This is a genomic window from Pseudomonas sp. GW460-LB5 (genome assembly GCF_059423245.1).
The window spans coordinates 54,027-71,499 of sequence record NZ_JBWKXT010000013.1 but is presented as its reverse complement, the minus strand read 5'-3'; the positions used below and the strand labels follow the sequence as shown (position 1 = coordinate 71,499).

The 17,473-nt window shown below is 64.2% G+C and carries 18 protein-coding genes and 1 other RNA gene; 11 read left to right on the top strand and 8 right to left on the bottom strand.

Features of this window, described 5'->3' with window-relative positions; all coding sequences use genetic code 11:
- Nucleotides 1-93: 93 nt before the first annotated feature.
- Nucleotides 94-543: an EVE domain-containing protein gene (locus AC07XM_RS10710; RefSeq protein WP_016489748.1), complete on the bottom strand. Its 450-nt coding sequence runs from the start codon at nucleotides 541-543 to the stop codon at nucleotides 94-96.
- 179 nt (nucleotides 544-722) lie between these two features.
- Here AC07XM_RS10710 and AC07XM_RS10705 point away from each other — a divergent pair, with 179 nt between their 5' ends.
- Nucleotides 723-875, top strand: coding sequence for a hypothetical protein (locus tag AC07XM_RS10705; RefSeq protein WP_016489747.1), 153 nt, complete (start codon nucleotides 723-725; stop codon nucleotides 873-875).
- A 19-nt stretch (nucleotides 876-894) separates the two neighbouring features.
- Here the strand turns inward: AC07XM_RS10705 and AC07XM_RS10700 are convergent, their stop codons facing one another.
- The 4 genes from AC07XM_RS10700 to AC07XM_RS10685 form a co-directional block, all read right to left on the bottom strand.
- Nucleotides 895-1,503 (bottom strand): 5-formyltetrahydrofolate cyclo-ligase, encoded by a 609-nt coding sequence (locus tag AC07XM_RS10700; RefSeq protein ID WP_024718086.1) that lies wholly within the window; start codon nucleotides 1,501-1,503, stop codon nucleotides 895-897.
- A gap of 85 nt (nucleotides 1,504-1,588) precedes the next feature.
- A non-coding RNA gene (ssrS, locus tag AC07XM_RS10695) (6S RNA) lies at nucleotides 1,589-1,768 on the bottom strand.
- A gap of 17 nt (nucleotides 1,769-1,785) precedes the next feature.
- A complete protein-coding gene (locus AC07XM_RS10690; protein WP_016489745.1) occupies nucleotides 1,786-2,106 on the bottom strand; it encodes a cell division protein ZapA in 321 nt (106 codons plus the stop codon).
- Complete coding sequence (locus AC07XM_RS10685; RefSeq protein WP_029886233.1) at nucleotides 2,103-2,285, bottom strand: TIGR02449 family protein; 183 nt, start codon at nucleotides 2,283-2,285, stop codon at nucleotides 2,103-2,105. The genes AC07XM_RS10690 and AC07XM_RS10685 overlap by 4 nt, the downstream gene beginning before the upstream one ends.
- 181 nt (nucleotides 2,286-2,466) lie before the next feature.
- Between AC07XM_RS10685 and AC07XM_RS10680 the strand changes: the two genes are divergently transcribed.
- The 10 genes from AC07XM_RS10680 to gcvP all read left to right on the top strand — a co-directional run bounded on the left by AC07XM_RS10680 (nucleotide 2,467) and on the right by gcvP (nucleotide 14,830).
- Nucleotides 2,467-3,021 carry a YecA/YgfB family protein gene (locus AC07XM_RS10680; protein ID WP_016489744.1) on the top strand — a complete coding sequence of 185 codons (555 nt, stop codon included), beginning with the start codon at nucleotides 2,467-2,469 and terminating at the stop codon, nucleotides 3,019-3,021.
- 21 nt (nucleotides 3,022-3,042) lie between these two features.
- The gene (pepP, locus tag AC07XM_RS10675) at nucleotides 3,043-4,377 is read left to right on the top strand and encodes a Xaa-Pro aminopeptidase (RefSeq protein ID WP_102689448.1); all 1,335 of its coding nucleotides are present in this window, start codon (nucleotides 3,043-3,045) and stop codon (nucleotides 4,375-4,377) included.
- The gene (gene ubiH / locus AC07XM_RS10670; RefSeq protein WP_096426897.1) at nucleotides 4,374-5,573 is read left to right on the top strand and encodes a 2-octaprenyl-6-methoxyphenyl hydroxylase; all 1,200 of its coding nucleotides are present in this window, start codon (nucleotides 4,374-4,376) and stop codon (nucleotides 5,571-5,573) included. The genes pepP and ubiH overlap by 4 nt, the downstream gene beginning before the upstream one ends.
- Nucleotides 5,570-6,052 carry a DUF4442 domain-containing protein gene (locus AC07XM_RS10665; RefSeq protein WP_016489741.1) on the top strand — a complete coding sequence of 161 codons (483 nt, stop codon included), beginning with the start codon at nucleotides 5,570-5,572 and terminating at the stop codon, nucleotides 6,050-6,052. Before ubiH ends, AC07XM_RS10665 begins: the two co-directional genes overlap by 4 nt.
- 3 nt (nucleotides 6,053-6,055) lie before the next feature.
- Entirely contained in the window at nucleotides 6,056-7,279 is a 1,224-nt protein-coding gene (locus AC07XM_RS10660; RefSeq protein WP_016489740.1) for a 2-octaprenyl-3-methyl-6-methoxy-1,4-benzoquinol hydroxylase, read from the top strand.
- A 120-nt stretch (nucleotides 7,280-7,399) separates the two neighbouring features.
- Nucleotides 7,400-8,401, top strand: a complete 1,002-nt coding sequence (locus tag AC07XM_RS10655; protein ID WP_016489739.1) for an extracellular solute-binding protein — start codon at nucleotides 7,400-7,402, stop codon at nucleotides 8,399-8,401.
- Nucleotides 8,402-8,563: 162 nt separating this feature from the next.
- Nucleotides 8,564-10,186 carry an ABC transporter permease gene (locus AC07XM_RS10650; RefSeq protein WP_060516832.1) on the top strand — a complete coding sequence of 541 codons (1,623 nt, stop codon included), beginning with the start codon at nucleotides 8,564-8,566 and terminating at the stop codon, nucleotides 10,184-10,186.
- A gap of 123 nt (nucleotides 10,187-10,309) precedes the next feature.
- Nucleotides 10,310-11,392, top strand: a complete 1,083-nt coding sequence (gene gcvT, locus AC07XM_RS10645) for a glycine cleavage system aminomethyltransferase GcvT (RefSeq protein ID WP_016489737.1) — start codon at nucleotides 10,310-10,312, stop codon at nucleotides 11,390-11,392.
- Between the two features lie 51 nt (nucleotides 11,393-11,443).
- The gene (gene gcvH, locus AC07XM_RS10640) at nucleotides 11,444-11,827 is read left to right on the top strand and encodes a glycine cleavage system protein GcvH (RefSeq protein ID WP_016489736.1); all 384 of its coding nucleotides are present in this window, start codon (nucleotides 11,444-11,446) and stop codon (nucleotides 11,825-11,827) included.
- A 129-nt stretch (nucleotides 11,828-11,956) separates the two neighbouring features.
- Entirely contained in the window at nucleotides 11,957-14,830 is a 2,874-nt protein-coding gene (gene gcvP, locus AC07XM_RS10635; RefSeq protein ID WP_102689449.1) for an aminomethyl-transferring glycine dehydrogenase, read from the top strand.
- Between the two features lie 110 nt (nucleotides 14,831-14,940).
- Here the strand turns inward: gcvP and AC07XM_RS10630 are convergent, their stop codons facing one another.
- The 3 genes from AC07XM_RS10630 to AC07XM_RS10620 form a co-directional block, all read right to left on the bottom strand.
- A complete protein-coding gene (locus tag AC07XM_RS10630) occupies nucleotides 14,941-15,255 on the bottom strand; it encodes a DUF2388 domain-containing protein (RefSeq protein WP_024718088.1) in 315 nt (104 codons plus the stop codon).
- Nucleotides 15,256-15,343: 88 nt separating this feature from the next.
- Nucleotides 15,344-17,017 (bottom strand): GspE/PulE family protein, encoded by a 1,674-nt coding sequence (locus tag AC07XM_RS10625; RefSeq protein ID WP_102689450.1) that lies wholly within the window; start codon nucleotides 17,015-17,017, stop codon nucleotides 15,344-15,346.
- A gap of 121 nt (nucleotides 17,018-17,138) precedes the next feature.
- Nucleotides 17,139-17,444: an ACT-like domain-containing protein gene (locus AC07XM_RS10620; protein ID WP_016489732.1), complete on the bottom strand. Its 306-nt coding sequence runs from the start codon at nucleotides 17,442-17,444 to the stop codon at nucleotides 17,139-17,141.
- Nucleotides 17,445-17,473: the final 29 nt, after the last annotated feature.

The window sequence follows — 17,473 nt, the reverse complement described above, 5'->3', positions numbered from 1 at the left end:
TTCTGCATCCTTGCGCTCATGCACACCACATCATGGCGCGGGGCCACGCGTGGCGTGTTGATATCGGTCAAACCCTTGACCTTAGCCACTGATTCAACGAAGCGCGACAATTACCGCCCATTGTTCGGGGGTTACCGGCATGACCGACAGCCGGCTGCCCTTTTGTACTAGCGGCAACTCGGCCAGACCGGACTGCTGCTTCAGCCTGCCCAGTTCCAGTACCCGCGGCAGGGTTTGCACATGGGCCACATCCACTGCACTCCATGGGTTCTTGTCGGCCGTGGCCTTGGCGTCGTAGTAGTGGCTTTGTGGGTCCAGCGCGGTGGGGTCGGGATAAGCCGCGCGGATGATTCTGGCAATGCCGGCAATGCCCGGTTGCGGGCAACTGGAGTGGTAGAAGAAAAATTCGTCACCTACGTTCATGGCCCGCAGGAAATTCCGCGCCTGGTAATTGCGCACGCCGTCCCAGCGCGCTTCGCCCAGGCGGCCCAAGCCTTCGATGGACAGTTCGTCGGGCTCGGATTTCATCAGCCAGTAGGCCATGGATACTGCTCCTGAAAAGGTTTGAAATAACCTGTTGCACGAAACCGACAGCCGGTTGGCGTCAAGGTTTGCTTGCGGACGCAGGTTGTCGGAAAATGCGCCCCGTTTAAAGCGCGATCCGCTGGCGATACTCAGAAAATCGCCAAGCACTGAACAGTTTGCCTGGGGGGCAATCTTCGATGAATCAACGCAAAAAGCCGGATCTGCTGTGGATTCTGGTGTTCATTTTTGGCCTGGGTGTGGTCACTACCGGTTATGCGCAGGGTTTGTGGGAGCGCAAGCTGGACAGCGCCTATCAAATGCCGGTTGACGCCAGCCAGCCACAACGTTGATGCCCTCCGCTGGCGCCGCTCAACGCGGCGCCAGGTACCAGTCACGGTCCGAGACCGTCCCTTGCAGCGGTACATCCCAACTGGCTTGCGCCAGCCGCTCGACCTTCTGGCATTCGTGCGCCAGCCCCAGCAGCAATGGTTTTTTCCAGGTTTGCCGACGTGCCTGGTAGGCCAGGCTGCGATCATAGAACCCACCCCCCATGCCCAGGCGCCCGCCCACTTCGTCAAAACCGACCAGCGGTAGCAGGATCAGGTCCAGCGCCCAGACCGGCCGCTGGCGCCTGCGGTCCGTGAGCGGCTCGGGAATGCGGAAACGATTGGGCTTGAGCTTTTCGCCCTGCTCGAACCGTTGGAACACCATGCGCGTGCGCGGCCAGGCGTGCAGCACCGGCAGGTAGGTGCGTTTGCCGCGACGCTGGGCTTCGCGCATCAACAGGCAAGGGTCGATTTCGCCGTCGTTGGGCAGATACAAGGCAATGTGCCGGGCGCGGCGGAACAACGGATGCTGTGCCAGCTGGCGATACAGGCCGAGGGTGGCCTGGCGTTGCTGGGCAGGGGTGAGGGCACGGCGGGCATTGCGAAGCAGGCGACGGAGCTGGGGGCGGGTGAGCGGCGCGGTGTCGGTCATGGCACGAGCGATCCCAGGAGGGCTGGCCGACACTGCAAGGTCGGCCAAAGCGAATCGCCCGCCTTGAGGGCGGGCAACAGAATTCAGGCTCCCCGGTCAGACCGCTGTCGGTGTAGCCCTTGAACCCGAAAGTTCAAGGTGGAGATTGCAGGGGGCGTTAAGGCTTTCCGTCGGGCGGACATGCACACCGGCCCCAGCGTGCAACCCCCGTGGTTGTGCGTATCGGCTCAGGGACATAACCGACTGGCGCATCCACCAGGGAGTGGCGCCAGTATACCAATCTCAACCGATTTTGGTATCCGTGTCGTCGGACAATGCCTTATCTACCCGATCCAGCAGGTCGCGCACCTGTTCGCGATTGGTGCTGCTGGCCGGGGCTTCGGTGCGGTCTTCCTGGCGGTGCAGCATTTCGTGGGTAATGTTCAATGCCGCCATGACCGCGATGCGGTCGGCGCCAATCACCTTGCCGCTGCTGCGGATCTCGCGCATCTTGCCGTCCAGGTAGCGCGCGGCGCTGACCAGGTTGTTGCGCTCTTCCGGCGGGCAGATGATCGAGTATTCTTTGTCGAGGATCTGCACGGTGACGCTATTGCTTGAACTCATGAGTCTTGCTCCAGAGCCTTGAGGCGTAAGATCATCGACTCGACCTTGCGCTTGGCGATCTCGTTCTTTTCGATGAGGTGGGCGCGCTCTTCGCGCCAGGATTTTTCCTGAGCTACTAGGAGTGCATTTTGCCGTTTTAGTTGCTCGACGCGTTCGATCAGCAACTCGAATCGGCTCATCAGTGCCTGAAGGTCGTTCTCTTGCGTGGGTTGCACTCGATTCGCTCCGTCGTTGAGTCACCTGGCGATGATGCCTCTCCCTGGGCGGCGACGGCCAGTGCCGATGGTCTTGGCGCGCCTGCCGGTGCTAGGATACAAGGCCTCCATTCTAGTCATTGCGCCGTCTGGCGCCTAGCTGCCCATGCCCAATACCCAATCGCCTTACATCGCCTTCGCCATGCTGCTCTCGAGCAATGGTCATCCTGTCACCCCGGCCGAACTGCACGGCCTGCTGATCGGCCGCAGCTGCGCCGGTGCCGGTTTCGATGCCGATGCCTGGCTGGCCGATGCCGCCCAGTTGCTGGAAACCGAGCCCGGTGACACCGTGCGCAACGCCCTGATCGGCCTGCAGGAAATGGTCAAGGGTGAGCTGACCAGCGACGATATGGCCATCGTCCTGCTGCTGCCTTCCGACGACGCCGCCCTCAGCGACCGCGCCACCGCGCTGGGCCAGTGGTGCCAAGGGTTCATTACCGGTTTCGGCCTGAATGCCGGGGGCAAGGACCTGTCCGACGAAGCCAAGGATGTGCTGCAGGACCTGGTGGCCATTTCCCAGGTACAGGAAGCCCTCGAAGAGTCTGAAGACGGCGAGAGCGACTACATGGAAGTCATGGAATACCTGCGCGTGGCGCCTCTGCTGCTGTTCTCGGAGCTGGCCAAGCCGGCCGCACCCGCGCCCAAGCCATCGCTGCACTGATCAACCGGGGGTAGTCTGCCCATGAGCCACATTCCCAAGGCCGAGTATGCCCGCCGGCGCAAGGCGCTGATGGCGCAGATGGTCCCCAACAGCATCGCCATCCTGCCCGGCGCCGCAGTTGCCATCCGCAACCGCGACGTCGAGCACGTATACCGCCAGGACAGCGACTTTCAGTACCTCAGCGGCTTTCCGGAGCCTGAGGCGGTCATTGCGCTGATCCCGGGGCGTGAGCATGGCGAGTACGTGCTGTTCTGCCGTGAGCGTAACCCGGAGCGCGAGCTGTGGGACGGGCTTCGGGCCGGTCAGGAAGGCGCAGTGCGCGATTTCGGCGCCGACGATGCCTTCCCCATCACTGACATCGACGAGATCCTGCCGGGCCTGATCGAAGGCCGCGAGCGGGTATACAGCGCCATGGGCAGCAACCCCGAGTTCGACCGGCGGCTGATGGACTGGATCAACGTGATCCGCTCCAAGGCCCGCCTGGGCGCGCAGCCGCCGAACGAGTTCGTTGCGCTGGATCATCTGCTGCACGACATGCGCCTGTATAAATCGGCTGCGGAAGTGAAGGTGATGCGGGCTGCCGCAGCCATCTCGGCGCGGGCACATGTGCGTGCCATGCAGGCCTGCCGGGCCGGGCTGCACGAATACAGCCTGGAAGCCGAACTGGATTACGAATTCCGCAAGGGCGGCGCGAAGATGCCTGCCTACGGCTCGATTGTCGCGGCCGGGCGCAATGGCTGCATCCTGCACTATCAGCAGAATGACGCCCTGCTCAAGGATGGCGACCTGGTGCTGATCGACGCCGGTTGCGAAATCGACTGCTACGCCAGCGACATCACCCGCACCTTCCCGGTCAGCGGGCGCTTTTCGCCCGAGCAGAAGGCCATTTACGAGCTGGTGCTCAAGGCACAGGCCGCGGCGTTTGCCGAAATCGCCCCGGGCAAGCACTGGAACCACGCCCACGAGGCGACCGTGAAGGTCATTACCGAAGGCCTGGTGGAGCTGGGCCTACTGACCGGCGAGGTGCAGGCGCTGATCGACAGCGAGGCCTATCGCGCCTTCTACATGCACCGTGCCGGCCATTGGCTGGGAATGGATGTGCACGATGTTGGCGAGTACAAGGTGGGCGGCGAATGGCGTGTGCTGGAACCCGGCATGGCGCTGACCGTCGAGCCGGGCATCTACATAGGTGCCGACAATCAGGCAGTGGCCAAAAAATGGCGCGGCATTGGTGTAAGGATCGAGGACGACGTCGTGGTGACCAGGCAAGGTTGTGAAATCCTGACTTCAGGCGTGCCGCGTACGGTTGCCGAGATCGAGGCGCTGATGCAGACCGCCCGCAAGGACGCCGCATGAGCCGCGTGAACCTGGCAATCATTGGCGGTGGCCTGGTGGGCGCAAGCCTGGCGTTGACCCTGCAGGCCGGGGCCAAGGCGCGCGGCTGGAAGATCCTCCTGATCGAGCCGTTCGCACCCGGCGACAGCTTCCAGCCCAGCTACGATGCGCGCTCTTCGGCGTTGTCGTTCGGTACTCAGCAGATCTACCAGCAGCAGGGCCTTTGGCAGGCCATTGGCCGGCGTGCCGAGCCCATCCGGCAAATTCACGTGTCTGACCGTGGCCGCTTCGGCGCCACCCGCCTGGATGCCCAGGAAGAGGGAGTGCCGGCGCTGGGCTACGTGGTGGAAAACGCCTGGCTTGGCCAATGCCTGTGGCAAGGGCTGGACAGCGACGTGGTGAGCTGGCGCTGCCCGGCAGAAGTGACCTCGATGCAGGCTATCGAAGGTGGTTACCGCCTGGGGTTGAATGACGACACCCAGCTGGAATGCGACCTGGCGGTACTGGCTGACGGCGGCCGTTCCGGGCTGCGCGAGCAGTTGGGTATTCACGTGCGTCATACGCCGTACCAGCAGAGCGCATTGATCGCCAACATCACCCCGGGTGAGGCCCACGGCGGCCAGGCGTTCGAACGCTTCACCGAAGAAGGCCCCATGGCCCTGCTGCCGCTGCCGGAAAACCGCTGTGCACTGGTGTGGACACGCCAGGGCATGGATGCGCGGCGCCTGGCCGACATCGACGAGCGCAGCTTCCTGCGCGAGCTGCAAGGCGTGTTTGGCTATCGTCTGGGCACGCTGCGCCAGGTCGGCGCACGGCACCTTTACCCCCTGTCACTGATCGAGGCCCAGGAACAGGTGCGGCCGCACCTGGTGGTACTGGGCAATGCCGCGCACAGCCTGCACCCCATCGCTGGCCAGGGCTTCAACCTGTCGCTGCGCGATGTGCAGTCGCTGGCCGACGCGTTGCTGGCCGGCCCGCAGCAGCCTGGCGACCTGGCCACGCTGCAGGCTTATGCCCAGCGCCAGCGTCTGGACCAGGCCATGACCATTGGCTTTTCCGACCAGGTCACCCGCCTGTTTGGCAGCAATCAGCCGTTGCTGGCCGCCGGTCGTAACCTCGGCCTGCTGGGGCTCGACCTGTTGCCGCCGGCCAAAAGCTGGTTCGCCCGCCAGGCCATGGGCCTTGGCACCCGCCCCGATCCGCGAGGGCAGGCATGAGCAACCCGCGTAAACTGGCACGCCGTGCACGCATGTTGCGCTGGATGCTGAACCTCTACCCGCCGTACCTGGGTGCTGGTATCCGCGTGCAGTCCATCAGCCCGGACCTGCGCAGCGTCAAAGTGGCGATGAAGCTGACCCGCTGGAACCGCAACTATGTCGGTACCCAGTTCGGTGGCAGCCTGTATTCGATGGTCGACCCTTTCTACATGTTGCTGCTGATCGAGCAACTGGGCCGCGACTACATCGTCTGGGACAAGGCCGCCAGCATCGATTTCATCTCGCCGGGCAAAGGCCCGGTGTATGCCGAATTTCACGTTGATGACGCGCTGCTGGACGACATTCGCCAGCAGACCGCCACCGGCAAGAAGTGCCTGCCGCGATTGCAGGTCGATATCCGCGATGGTGCCGGCGAACTGGTGGCGCGGGTCGATAAAACCCTATACGTGCGGCTCAAGCCGCAAGCGAGGCTGGCGTAAGGCATGGAAACGCGCGCAGATCTGTTGATTGTCGGTGCCGGTATGGTCGGCAGCGCACTGGCCCTGGCGTTGCGCCACAGTGGCTTGCAAATCCTCTTGCTCGATGGCGGCCCGCTGACGGTCAAGCCCTTCGACGCCCAGGCACCCTTCGAACCACGTGTCAGCGCGCTGTCGGCGGCCAGCCAGCGCATCCTCGAGCGCCTTGGCGCGTGGGACGGCATTGCCCAGCGGCGTGCCACGCCCTATTCCGACATGCATGTGTGGGACGGCAGCGGCACTGGGCAGATTCATTTCTCGGCCGCCAGCGTGCACGCCCACGTGCTTGGCCATATCGTCGAAAACCGGGTGGTGCAGGATGGCCTGCTGGAGCGCCTGCACGACAGCGACATCGGCCTGCTGCCCAACGCGCGGATGGAGCAGTTGCGTCGCTCGGGAGACGAGTGGTTGCTGACCCTGGCCGATGGCCGGCAGCTGCGTGCACCGCTGGTGGTTGCCGCCGACGGTGCCCAATCAGCGGTGCGGCGCCTGGCGGGCTGCGAAACCCGCGAATGGGATTACCTTCACCATGCCATCGTCACCAGTGTGCGTTGCAGTGCCGGGCACCAGGGCACGGCCTGGCAGCGTTTCACCGATGAGGGGCCGTTGGCTTTCCTGCCGTTGACCCGTGATGGCCAGCAGGACTGGTGCTCGATTGTATGGTCGACCACCCCGGAGCATGCCGAGCAGCTGATGGCACTGGATGAAGCTGCCTTCCTGCAGGCCCTGGAGCGGGCCTTCGAGGGGCGCCTGGGGGAGGTGCTGCAGGCCGACCCGCGGGTATGCGTGCCGCTGCGCCAGCGCCACGCCAAGCGCTATGTGGATGAAGGCCTGGCCTTGATCGGCGATGCTGCGCACACCATCCACCCGCTGGCGGGGCAGGGTGTAAACCTGGGCTTCCTCGATGCCGCAGTACTGGCCGAAGTGCTGGTCAACGCTTGCGAGCGCGGTGAGCGGCTGGCGGATGTGAAGGTGTTGAGCCGTTACGAGCGGCGGCGCATGCCGCACAACCTGGCGCTGATGGCAGCAATGGAGGGCTTCGAGCGCTTGTTCCAGGCCAACCCGCTGCCGTTGCGCTGGTTGCGTAACAGCGGGTTGAAACTGGTGGAGCAGATGCCGGAGGCCAAGGCGCTGTTTGTACGCCAGGCGCTGGGTTTGAGTGGTGATCTGCCGGATCTGGCCAAAGCCTGAGGGTTGCTCCTGCAATGGGCGGTGCAAGCTCTGCAACATCCGGTAACTGCTAGGTAGATGAGCCAGAAAATGGGATTCACTACCATTCGCACCTCTCAAACGATCCGAGGAGTGCTTCCCATGTTGCCACGCAAGCCCCTACTGGCCGCCCTGGCCCTGACCCTGTTCGGCGGCACTGCCCAAGCGGCGGATGAAGTGGTGGTGTACTCCTCGCGCATCGACGAGCTGATCAAGCCGGTGTTCGATGCCTACACCGCCAAGACCGGGGTCAAGATCAAGTTCATCACCGACAAGGAAGCCCCGCTGATGCAGCGCATCAAGGCCGAGGGCGACAACGGCGTGGCCGACCTGCTGTTGACCGTCGATGCCGGCAACCTGTGGCAAGCCGAGCAGATGGGCATCCTGCAGCCGATCAAGTCCGACATCATCGACCAGAACATTCCGCCGCAGTACCGCGCCTCGTCCCATGACTGGACGGGCCTGAGCCTGCGCGCCCGCACCATCATCTACTCCACCGAGCGGGTCAAGCCCGAGGAGTTGAGCACCTACGAAGCCTTGGCCGACAAACAGTGGGAAGGCCGCCTGTGCCTGCGCACGGCAAAGAAGGTGTACAACCAGTCGCTCACCGCCACCCTGATCGAGACACATGGCGAGGCGAAAACGGAGCAAATCGTCAAAGGCTGGGTCAACAACCTGTCCACCGACGTGTTCTCCGACGACAACGCGGTAATCCAGGCCATCGAGGCCGGCCAGTGTGACGTGGGCGTGGTCAACACCTATTACTACGGCCGCCTGCACAAGCAAAACCCGAACCTGCCGGTGAAGATCTTCTGGCCCAACCAGGGTGACCGTGGCGTGCACGTCAACCTGTCGGGTATTGGCCTGACCAAGCATGCGCCACACCCGGAAGCGGCGAAAAAGCTGGTGGAGTGGATGACAGGTGAAGACGCGCAAAAGCTGTTCGCCGACATCAACCAGGAGTTCCCGGCCAACCCGAAGGTCAAGCCTTCCGAGGAAGTGGCGGCATGGGGCAGCTTCAAGGCTGACAGCATTCCGGTGGAAATTGCCGGCAAGCGTCAGGCCGAAGCCATTCGTTTGATGGATCGCGCTGGCTACAACTAAGCGCCAGGCCGTATCCTTCCGGGGCCTTCAGAGGCCCCTTCGCGGGACAAGCCCGCTCCCACAGTACCTTCACAGGACCGATGCCTTGTGCAGTCCCTGTGGGAGCGGGCTTGTCCCGCGAACGACCGCGCAGCGGTCGCCATCGCAACCGAGAATCAAGCCTTGCCCCACACCCCCCAACGCCGCTGGTACCTCCCGGTCTCCCTGATCGCCGCCCTCGTGCTGCTGCCCTTGAGCGTCCTGCTGTTGTCCTGGCAGTCGATCGATATGCAGATCTGGTCGCACCTGCTCGACACCCAGATGAACCGCCTGTTGGGCAATACCCTGACGCTGGTGGTGGGCGTGGGTATCGGCGTCACTGTACTGGGCGTCAGCCTCGCCTGGCTCACCAGCCTCTGCGAGTTCCCCGGCCGGCGCTGGCTGGACTGGGCGCTGATGCTGCCGTTCGCCATCCCGGCCTATGTGCTGGCGTTCGTCTTCGTCGGCCTGCTGGACTTCGCCGGCCCGGTGCAAAGCGCCCTGCGTGAGGTGTTCGGGCCGATGCGCCTGCCGCGGGTGCGCTCCACCGGCGGGGTGATCATCGTGCTGGTGCTGGTGTTCTACCCCTATGTCTATCTGCTGGCGCGCACGGCCTTCCTGGCCCAGGGCAAAGGCCTGATGGAAGCGGCGCGCGTACTCGGGCTATCGCCCCTGCAGGCTTTCTGGCGTGTGGCCTTGCCGATGGCACGGCCGGCCATCGGTGCCGGCATTGCCCTGGCCTTGATGGAAACCCTGGCCGACTTCGGCGCGGTGGCCGTGTTCAATTTCGACACCTTCACCACCGCCATCTACAAGACCTGGTACGGCTTCTTCAGCCTGTCCAGCGCCGCCCAGCTGGCCAGCCTGTTGTTGCTGGCAGTGATGCTGGTGCTGTACGGCGAGCGCCGTGCCCGTGGGGCCAGCCGCAGCGGCAACGAGCGGCCGCGGGCGCAGGCGCTGTACCACCTGCGCGGGGTCAAGGCGCTGCTGGCCAGTGGCTGGTGCCTGCTGGTGTTTGCCTGCGCCTTCGTCATCCCGCTGCTGCAGCTGCTGGCGTGGTTCTGGCAACGCGGCCGGCATGACCTGGACGAGCGCTATGTCGGCCTGGTGTTGCACACCCTGTACCTGGGCAGCATGGCGGCACTGGTCACGGTGAGCGTGGCGCTGGTGCTGGCCTTTGCCCGGCGCCAGGCGCCGACGGGGGGTATCCGCGCCGGGGTCGGCCTGGCCAATCTGGGCTATGCCTTGCCCGGCTCGGTGCTGGCAGTGTCGATCATGCTGGCGTTCAGTTACCTCGACAACCACTTGGTGATTCCGCTGTCCAGCTGGCTGGGCGGGGCAGGCAAGCCGCTGTTGCTGGGCAGCCTGGCCGCCCTGCTGCTGGCCTACCTGGTGCGTTTCATCGCCGTGGCCTACGGGCCGCTGGAAAGCAGCCTGGAGCGTATCCGCCCGTCACTGCCCGAGGCCTCCCGTAGCCTGGGCGTGGGTGGGCCCAGATTGTTTTTCAAGGTGTATCTGCCGCTGCTGGTGCCCGGTGCCCTCAGCGCCGCCCTGCTGGTGTTCGTCGATGTGCTCAAGGAGATGCCGGCCACCTTGCTGATGCGACCGTTCGGCTGGGACACCTTGGCGGTACGAGTGTTCGAGATGACCAGCGAGGGCGAATGGGCGCGTGCCTCGCTGCCCGCATTGACGCTGGTACTGGTGGGCCTGCTGCCGGTCATCGGCCTGATCCGCCGTTCGGCACATCGGCCCGGTCACAGTCGCTGAGGGTGTCAGCCTGCGTCCTTGCGGCTACAATGCGCGGCATTCGCGCGGTGGGTCCTACAAGAAGAGCTGACGACCAAACGTCATCGACCGCCGCCGCTTCGCCACGCCCGGAAGGAGAAACCCATGGGACAGCGCACGCTTTTGTATGACCTGCACCTGGCGCTTGGCGCCAAAACGGTCGATTTCGGTGGCTGGGACATGCCCCTGCACTATGGCTCGCAGGTCGAGGAGCACCACCAGGTGCGCAGCGATTGCGGGGTTTTTGATGTTTCCCACATGACCGTGATCGATGTCGATGGCAGCGACGCAACTGCCTGGCTGCAACGTTTGCTGGCCAACGACGTGGCCCGCCTCAAGGCTACCGGCAAGGCGCTGTACAGCCCGCTGCTCCAGGAGCAGGGCGGGGTGATCGACGACTTGATCGTCTACCGCACGGAAACCGGCTACCGCCTGGTCACCAACGCCGCTACCCGGGCGAGAGTGCTCGATTGGCTAGAACGCCAGCGGGCCGGTTTTACTGTGAAATTCCAGGTCCGCCCCGACCTGGCCATTCTCGCCATCCAGGGCCCACGTGCCCGCGAAAAGGTCGCAGCACTGCTCAGCCAGGCGCGTGCGGCGCTGATTCGCGATCTGCGACCGTTCGAAGGTGTCGCCGACGGTGACTGGTTCATTGCCCGCACCGGGTATACCGGTGAGGACGGCCTGGAGATCATCTTCCCGGGCGATCAGGCGGTGGCATTCTTCAATGATTTAGTCGGCGCCGGCATCGCCCCCAGTGGCCTGGGTGCCCGCGATACACTGCGCCTGGAAGCCGGCATGAACCTGTACGGCCAGGACATCGACGAAGCCCATACCCCGCTGACCTCCAACCTGGGCTGGAGCATCGCCTGGGAGCCAGCCGAGCGTGACTTCATCGGCCGCGCCGGCCTGCTGACGGAAATCGAACAGGGTGTGCAGGAAAAGCTGGTCGGCCTGGTGCTGGAAGAGCGCGGCGTGCTGCGTGCCCACCAGGTGGTGCGTGTGGCCGGGATTGGCGAAGGGGAGATCACCAGTGGTAGTTTCTCTCCTACGCTGAGCAAGTCCATTGCCCTTGCGCGCGTACCCATGGCCACCGGTGACCGCGCCGAGGTGGAAATCCGCGGCAAATGGTACCCGGTGCGAGTGGTCAAACCGACCTTCGTGCGCCACGGCAAGATCCTGATCTGAACATTTATCAACCGGCGGGCGTACCGCTGAGCCAATCGAGGAATTCAAGACATGAGCAATATCCCCGCCGACCTGCGTTTTGCCGAAAGCCACGAGTGGGCGCGCCTGGAAGCCGACGGCAGCGTGACCGTGGGTATCAGTGACCACGCCCAGCAAGCCCTGGGTGACGTGGTATTCGTCGAGCTGGCCGAAGTCGGCAAGGTATTCGCCGCTGGCGACGCTGCCGGTGTGGTCGAGTCGGTCAAGGCCGCTTCGGACATTTACGCCCCGATCGGCGGCGAAGTGATCGCAGTCAACGAAGAACTGGCCGATAGCCCGGAGCAGCTCAACGAAGAACCCTACACAGCGTGGATCTTCAAACTGAAGCCAAGCAACCCGGCCGAGCTGGAAAAGCTGCTGGATGCTGCCGGCTATGCAGCTGCCATCGGCGAGTAACTGATAGATCTTGGGGCGCAACGCGCCCCCGGCTTTCGCCAGGCCAAAGCAAGTTTCCCCGCAGAATCGGCAATCCCTTCCTAGACTTGTAAGTCTCCATGAGACCTGGTCTAGGAAGAGAGCGTCGTCATGTCCCAGTCGCCATCCCTGCATCAACTGCAAGAGCTCAACCCTTTCCTGCATCGCCACCTGGGCCCCGATGGCGCAGAACAGCAGGCCATGCTCAACGTGCTGGGTGTCGCCAGCCGCAGCGAGCTGATCGAGCAGACCGTACCGCCAGGCATCCGCCTCAATCGCCCACTTGACCTGCCAGCGGCGCTGGATGAGCAGGCCGCGCTGGCCAAACTCGCCGGCTACGCCGCACAGAACCAGGTCTGGACCAGCCTGATCGGCATGGGCTACCACGGCACCATCACCCCCACGGTCATCCTGCGCAATGTGCTGGAAACCCCCGGCTGGTACACCGCCTATACGCCGTATCAACCCGAAATCGCCCAAGGCCGCCTGGAGGCGCTGCTGAACTTCCAGCAAATGGTCATCGACCTCACCGGGCTGGCGCTGGCCAATGCCTCGCTGCTCGATGAAGCCACCGCCGCCGCCGAGGCCATGGCCCTGGCCAAGCGGATGGCGCGCAACAAGAGCAATGCCTTCTTTGCTGACGAGCACTGCCACCCGCAGACGCTGTCGGTACTCAAGACCCGCGCCGAGGGCTTTGGCTTCGAATTGATCGTCGACGCTGTGGATAACCTTGGCAATCACGCGGTATTTGGCGCTTTGCTGCAGTATCCCGACACCCACGGCGAGGTGCGTGACCTGCGCCCGCTGATCGACCAGTTGCACAGCCAGCAGGCACTGGCCTGCGTGGCTGCCGACCTGCTCAGCCTGGTGGTGCTGACGCCCCCCGGCGAGCTGGGGGCCGATGTGGTACTGGGTTCGACCCAGCGCTTTGGTGTGCCGATGGGCTACGGCGGCCCCCACGCGGCCTATTTCGCCTGCCGCGACGACTACAAGCGTGCCATGCCGGGGCGCATCATTGGCGTGTCGCGCGATGCCCGTGGCAACACTGCGCTGCGCATGGCCCTGCAAACCCGCGAGCAGCATATCCGCCGCGAGAAGGCCAACTCCAACATCTGCACGGCCCAGGTGCTATTGGCCAACATTGCCGGCTTCTACGCGGTGTATCACGGCCCTGAAGGCCTGCAGCGCATCGCCCAGCGTGTGCACCGGCTGACCGTCATCCTGGCTGCTGGCCTTGAAGCCAAAGGCATCCAGCGGCTCAACCGGCATTTCTTCGACACCCTTACCCTGGATGTCGGCGGCACCCAGGCGGCCATCATCGAAAGCGCCGAAGCCGCGCACATCAACGTGCGCATTCTTGGGCGCGGGCACCTGGGCGTGAGCCTGGACGAAACCTGTGACGAGCACACGGTGCTGCGCCTGTTCGATATCTTCCTGGGTGTGGACCACGGCCTGGAGATCGCTGCCCTCGACCAGCTGGCCCTGCCCCAAGGCATCCCGGCCGGGCTGGTGCGGCGCACGCCGTTTCTCGCTCACCCGGTGTTCAACCTGCACCACAGCGAAACCGAGATGCTGCGCTACCTCAAGCAGCTGGAGAACAAGGACCTGGCCCTGAACCAGTCGATGATCCCGCTGGGCTCGTGCACCATGAAACTCAACGCCACCAGTGAAATGATCCCCATCACCTGGCCCGGCTTTGCCCACATGCACCCCTTTGCGCCGGCGGCCCAGGCCACGGGTTACAAGGCGATGATCGACGAACTGGAAAGCTGGCTGTGCGCAATCACCGGCTTCGACGCCATCTGCATGCAGCCCAACTCCGGTGCCCAGGGCGAGTACGCAGGCCTGATGGCCATCACCCGCTACCATCGCAGCCGCCACCAGCCCCAGCGCACGCTGTGCCTGATTCCCTCGTCAGCCCACGGCACCAACCCGGCGTCGGCGCAAATGGCGGGCATGGAGGTGGTGATCGTGGATTGCGACGACCACGGCAACGTCGACTTGAACGATCTCAAGGCCAAAGCCCACGCGGCCGGGGAGCGCTTGTCGTGCCTGATGGTCACCTATCCGTCCACCCACGGTGTGTACGAAGAGGGCATCCGCGAAATCTGCGAAGTGGTCCATCAGCACGGCGGCCAGGTGTACATGGATGGCGCCAACCTCAATGCCCAGGTGGGCCTGGCGCGGCCGGCCGACATGGGGGCCGATGTTTCGCACATGAACCTGCACAAGACTTTCTGCATCCCTCACGGCGGTGGTGGCCCGGGCATGGGGCCGATTGGCATCCGCGCGCACCTCACGCCGTTCGTTGCCAGCCACCCGGTGGGACCTGTGCCCGGCCTGGACCCGAACAACAGCGCGGTCAGCGCCGCACCCTGGGGCAGCGCGAGCATCCTGCCGATCAGCTGGATGTACATTGCCATGATGGGGCCGCAGCTGGCCGATGCCAGCGAGGTGGCAATCCTGTCGGCCAACTACCTGGCCAGCCAGTTGGGCGGCGCCTTCCCGGTGCTCTACCGCGGGCGCAACCAGCGGGTGGCGCATGAGTGCATCTTCGACTTGCGGCCGTTGAAAGCACAGACGGGCATCAGCGAGGAGGACGTGGCCAAGCGTTTGATGGACTATGGTTTCCACGCCCCGACCATGTCATTCCCGGTGCCGGGCACGCTGATGGTGGAGCCGACCGAAAGTGAGTCCAAAGCCGAGCTGGACCGGTTTGTCGAGGCGATGCTGGCGATTCGTGCAGAGATTGGCGAGGTGCAGGACGGCAACTGGCCGGCGGAGAACAACCCCCTCAAGCATGCGCCGCATACCCTGGCTGATGTACTGGGGGTGTGGGACAGGCCGTATAGCCTGGAGCAGGCGGTGGCACCCAGTGCGCACGTGCGCCAGCACAAGTACTGGCCGGCGGTGAACCGGGTGGACAACGTGTATGGGGACAGAAACCTGTTCTGCGCGTGTGTGCCGGTGGAGGCTTACCGCTGAGATTAGTGCTGGGTTTTTCGCGGGCTTGCCCGCTCCCACAGGAATTGCACCAGATTCAGCCTTGTGCGGTCCCTGTGGGAGCGGGCAGGCCCGCGAAGCAGGCGACGCGGTTACTCGGCTACTGCATTCTTGGCCAGGATGGCATTGGCCAGCTCCATGTCGGAAGCTTGCATCCCTGGGTGCTCTGCCCGTGCCTGGCGCATGGCCGCTTCCAGGAACGGCCCGCGGATTGCGCCTTCGCTGGCGACGAAGCTGCTGGCGTCATCCTGCGCGGCTACTACCAGTTTGTGATCCCGCGAGGTCAGGTAGCTCGATCCAGTGGTTGCACCGGAAGTCATCACGTTACGCCAGAAGGTATCGGCCATGGCCGAGCCAATGGGCAGCGAAAGCAAGGCAGCGGCAGCGATGGCGGTTTTGAGACGCATGTTGAAACACCTCGAAGGGTGAGGGTTAAAGATGCGCGATTGGATCTTTTCTGCCAGGGCAAGTTCCTTGAATACGAAGGACTTTTCGTCAGTTGCAGACACGCAGTACTTCCTCGGTACGGGTCTGCCCGCTAGCCACTTTGGCCTCGCCGCAACGGCGCAGGTCAACCAGGCCATCGGCCAGCGCCTGACGCCGTAAATGGGCCAGATCGGTGTTCGGGCCAATCAAAGCACGCAGGCTCTCACTGGGCTGCAGCAGTTCGAACAACCCCGTGCGCCCATGAAAACCGGTGCCTCGGCAGGTCCGGCAGGTGTCTGAAGGATTCGCTCCACAGTCCGGGCACAACGTACGCACCAGGCGCTGGGCCATGACCCCGACCAGTGTGGCCTTGATCAGGTAGTCGGCCACACCCAGCTCTTGCAGGCGCGTGATTGCCGCGCAGGCATCGTTGGTATGCAGGGTCGACAGGACCAGGTGCCCGGTCAGGGCCGCCTGTACCGCCACCAGGGCCGTTTCGCGGTCGCGGATTTCGCCGATCATGATGATGTCCGGGTCCTGGCGCAGCATGGCCCGCACGGCGCTGGCAAAACCCAGGTCCAGCGCGGGCTGCACCTGTAGCTGGTTGAAGGCCGGTTCCAGGCGTTCGATCGGGTCTTCGATGGTGCACACGTTTACCTGCGGCGTGGCCAGCAGTGTGAGGCTGGTGTACAACGTGCTGGTCTTGCCGGAACCGGTGGGGCCGGTGACCAGGATGATGCCCTGGCGCTGGCGCAGCAGGCTTTGCCACTGAGCCAGCTGCGGCCCCTCCAGGCCGAGGTGGTCGAAGCCCTCGTGCAGTTGGTGTGGGTCGAACACGCGCAGTACCAGCTTTTCGCCGAACGGGGTCGGCAGCGTCGACAGCCGTAGTTCCACTTCACCACCACCCGGTAGCCGGCTTTGCAGGCGGCCGTCCTGGGGCCGACGCTTTTCTGCTACGTCCATGCGGCCAAGGTGTTTCAGGCGGCTGACCAGCGCCAGGGTGACCCCGGCGGGGAAGGCATACACGGTGTGCAGCAGGCCATCGATGCGGTAGCGCAACTGGCCCTGGTCGCGTCGTGGCTCCAGGTGGATATCGCTGGCGCGCTGCTCAATGGCGTATTGCAGCAGCCAGTCGACGATATGCACGATGTGTGCGTCGTCTGCGCTGGCTTCGGTCTGGCGCATGCCCAGTTCCAGCCACTGTTCGAGGTCGCCCAGGCTGGACGATTGCTGGTGCTGCGCGCCCTTTACCGACTGGGCCAAGTGGTGAAACGACTGCCCTGACTGGCGGATTTGTGTGGGGCTGGCCAGCACGCGGCGGATCGGCCGACCCAGGCTGCGGGCCAGGTCTGCCTGCCAGTCGTTCTGGTAGGGCTGGGCGCTGGCGACGGTGATGCCGGAGGGGTCGTCGGCGACGATGAGGATGCCGTGGCGCTGGGCAAAAGCAGGGGACACCAGGCCGGCGACTTGCGGCAGGTCGAGTTGCAGGGGGTCGATACGCAGGTAGGGCTGACCGACCTTGCCGGCCAGCCATTGGCAGAGGTAGTCCACGTCCAGCAGCCGGCCTGGTTGCCGGCGGTCTTCCAGGCAGCAGGCGGCGATGTGTTCCAGCGGGTGGCCGGCGGGCTGTGCGGCGGCGTGTTCGAGTACTTGCAGGGTGTCGTTGGCGTGTAGGTACTGATCGGTGAGCAGGGCCTGAAGCACGCGCTTCAGATCGAGTTCCAGGTTGTCGGGGGTGTGCATGGTTGGCGTCCGTGCCTGATGGGGAAGTGCTGATCAAGGCTAGCCGGGCGGCGGAAGAGCATCGGAGGTGAAGGGTTTCAGGAATTTGCTATTTCTGTGCCGGCGATAGCGCCGCAAATATTCATACAACCGCCAGCTCCACCCGGTGCATGTTGGTCAGGCTCACTTCACCCACACACACCAGGTTACGCAGTTTCTGCGCAATAACCTCGGCCCGGTGCCAGCTCAGGCCGCCAATGCCGACTTCGATGTCCAGCCAGTCATCCTGCTGGCTGACGTGCACGCTGTGCGGGGTCAGGAACTGCAGGGCAAACAGGTTGAGCACGCGGCACAGGCTGTCGGGCTCGGCATCTGCTTGCAGGCGGTAGTGCACGGTGCTGTGGGCGTTGCTGGCGGCCCAGGCGTCGGTACGGGGCTGTGCGTTCATGCTGGTCTCCGCGAATGTGGGAGAAATTC

Excerpts from the sequence above, each read along its gene's own strand:
- gcvH (WP_016489736.1), top strand. The coding sequence starts at position 11,444 with ATGAGCAATATCCCCGCCGACCTGCGTTTTGCCGAAAGCCACGAGTGG.
- AC07XM_RS10625 (WP_102689450.1), bottom strand. The coding sequence starts at position 17,017 with ATGCACACCCCCGACAACCTGGAACTCGATCTGAAGCGCGTGCTTCAG.
- AC07XM_RS10685 (WP_029886233.1), bottom strand. The coding sequence starts at position 2,285 with ATGAGCCGATTCGAGTTGCTGATCGAACGCGTCGAGCAACTAAAACGG.
- AC07XM_RS10680 (WP_016489744.1), top strand. The coding sequence starts at position 2,467 with ATGCCCAATACCCAATCGCCTTACATCGCCTTCGCCATGCTGCTCTCG.
- AC07XM_RS10660 (WP_016489740.1), top strand. The coding sequence starts at position 6,056 with ATGGAAACGCGCGCAGATCTGTTGATTGTCGGTGCCGGTATGGTCGGC.
- AC07XM_RS10690 (WP_016489745.1), bottom strand. The coding sequence starts at position 2,106 with ATGAGTTCAAGCAATAGCGTCACCGTGCAGATCCTCGACAAAGAATAC.
- AC07XM_RS10655 (WP_016489739.1), top strand. The coding sequence starts at position 7,400 with ATGTTGCCACGCAAGCCCCTACTGGCCGCCCTGGCCCTGACCCTGTTC.
- AC07XM_RS10620 (WP_016489732.1), bottom strand. The coding sequence starts at position 17,444 with ATGAACGCACAGCCCCGTACCGACGCCTGGGCCGCCAGCAACGCCCAC.
- AC07XM_RS10705 (WP_016489747.1), top strand. The coding sequence starts at position 723 with ATGAATCAACGCAAAAAGCCGGATCTGCTGTGGATTCTGGTGTTCATT.
- gcvT (WP_016489737.1), top strand. The coding sequence starts at position 10,310 with ATGGGACAGCGCACGCTTTTGTATGACCTGCACCTGGCGCTTGGCGCC.
- AC07XM_RS10665 (WP_016489741.1), top strand. The coding sequence starts at position 5,570 with ATGAGCAACCCGCGTAAACTGGCACGCCGTGCACGCATGTTGCGCTGG.
- AC07XM_RS10710 (WP_016489748.1), bottom strand. The coding sequence starts at position 543 with ATGGCCTACTGGCTGATGAAATCCGAGCCCGACGAACTGTCCATCGAA.
- gcvP (WP_102689449.1), top strand. The coding sequence starts at position 11,957 with ATGTCCCAGTCGCCATCCCTGCATCAACTGCAAGAGCTCAACCCTTTC.
- ubiH (WP_096426897.1), top strand. The coding sequence starts at position 4,374 with ATGAGCCGCGTGAACCTGGCAATCATTGGCGGTGGCCTGGTGGGCGCA.
- pepP (WP_102689448.1), top strand. The coding sequence starts at position 3,043 with ATGAGCCACATTCCCAAGGCCGAGTATGCCCGCCGGCGCAAGGCGCTG.
- AC07XM_RS10630 (WP_024718088.1), bottom strand. The coding sequence starts at position 15,255 with ATGCGTCTCAAAACCGCCATCGCTGCCGCTGCCTTGCTTTCGCTGCCC.
- AC07XM_RS10700 (WP_024718086.1), bottom strand. The coding sequence starts at position 1,503 with ATGACCGACACCGCGCCGCTCACCCGCCCCCAGCTCCGTCGCCTGCTT.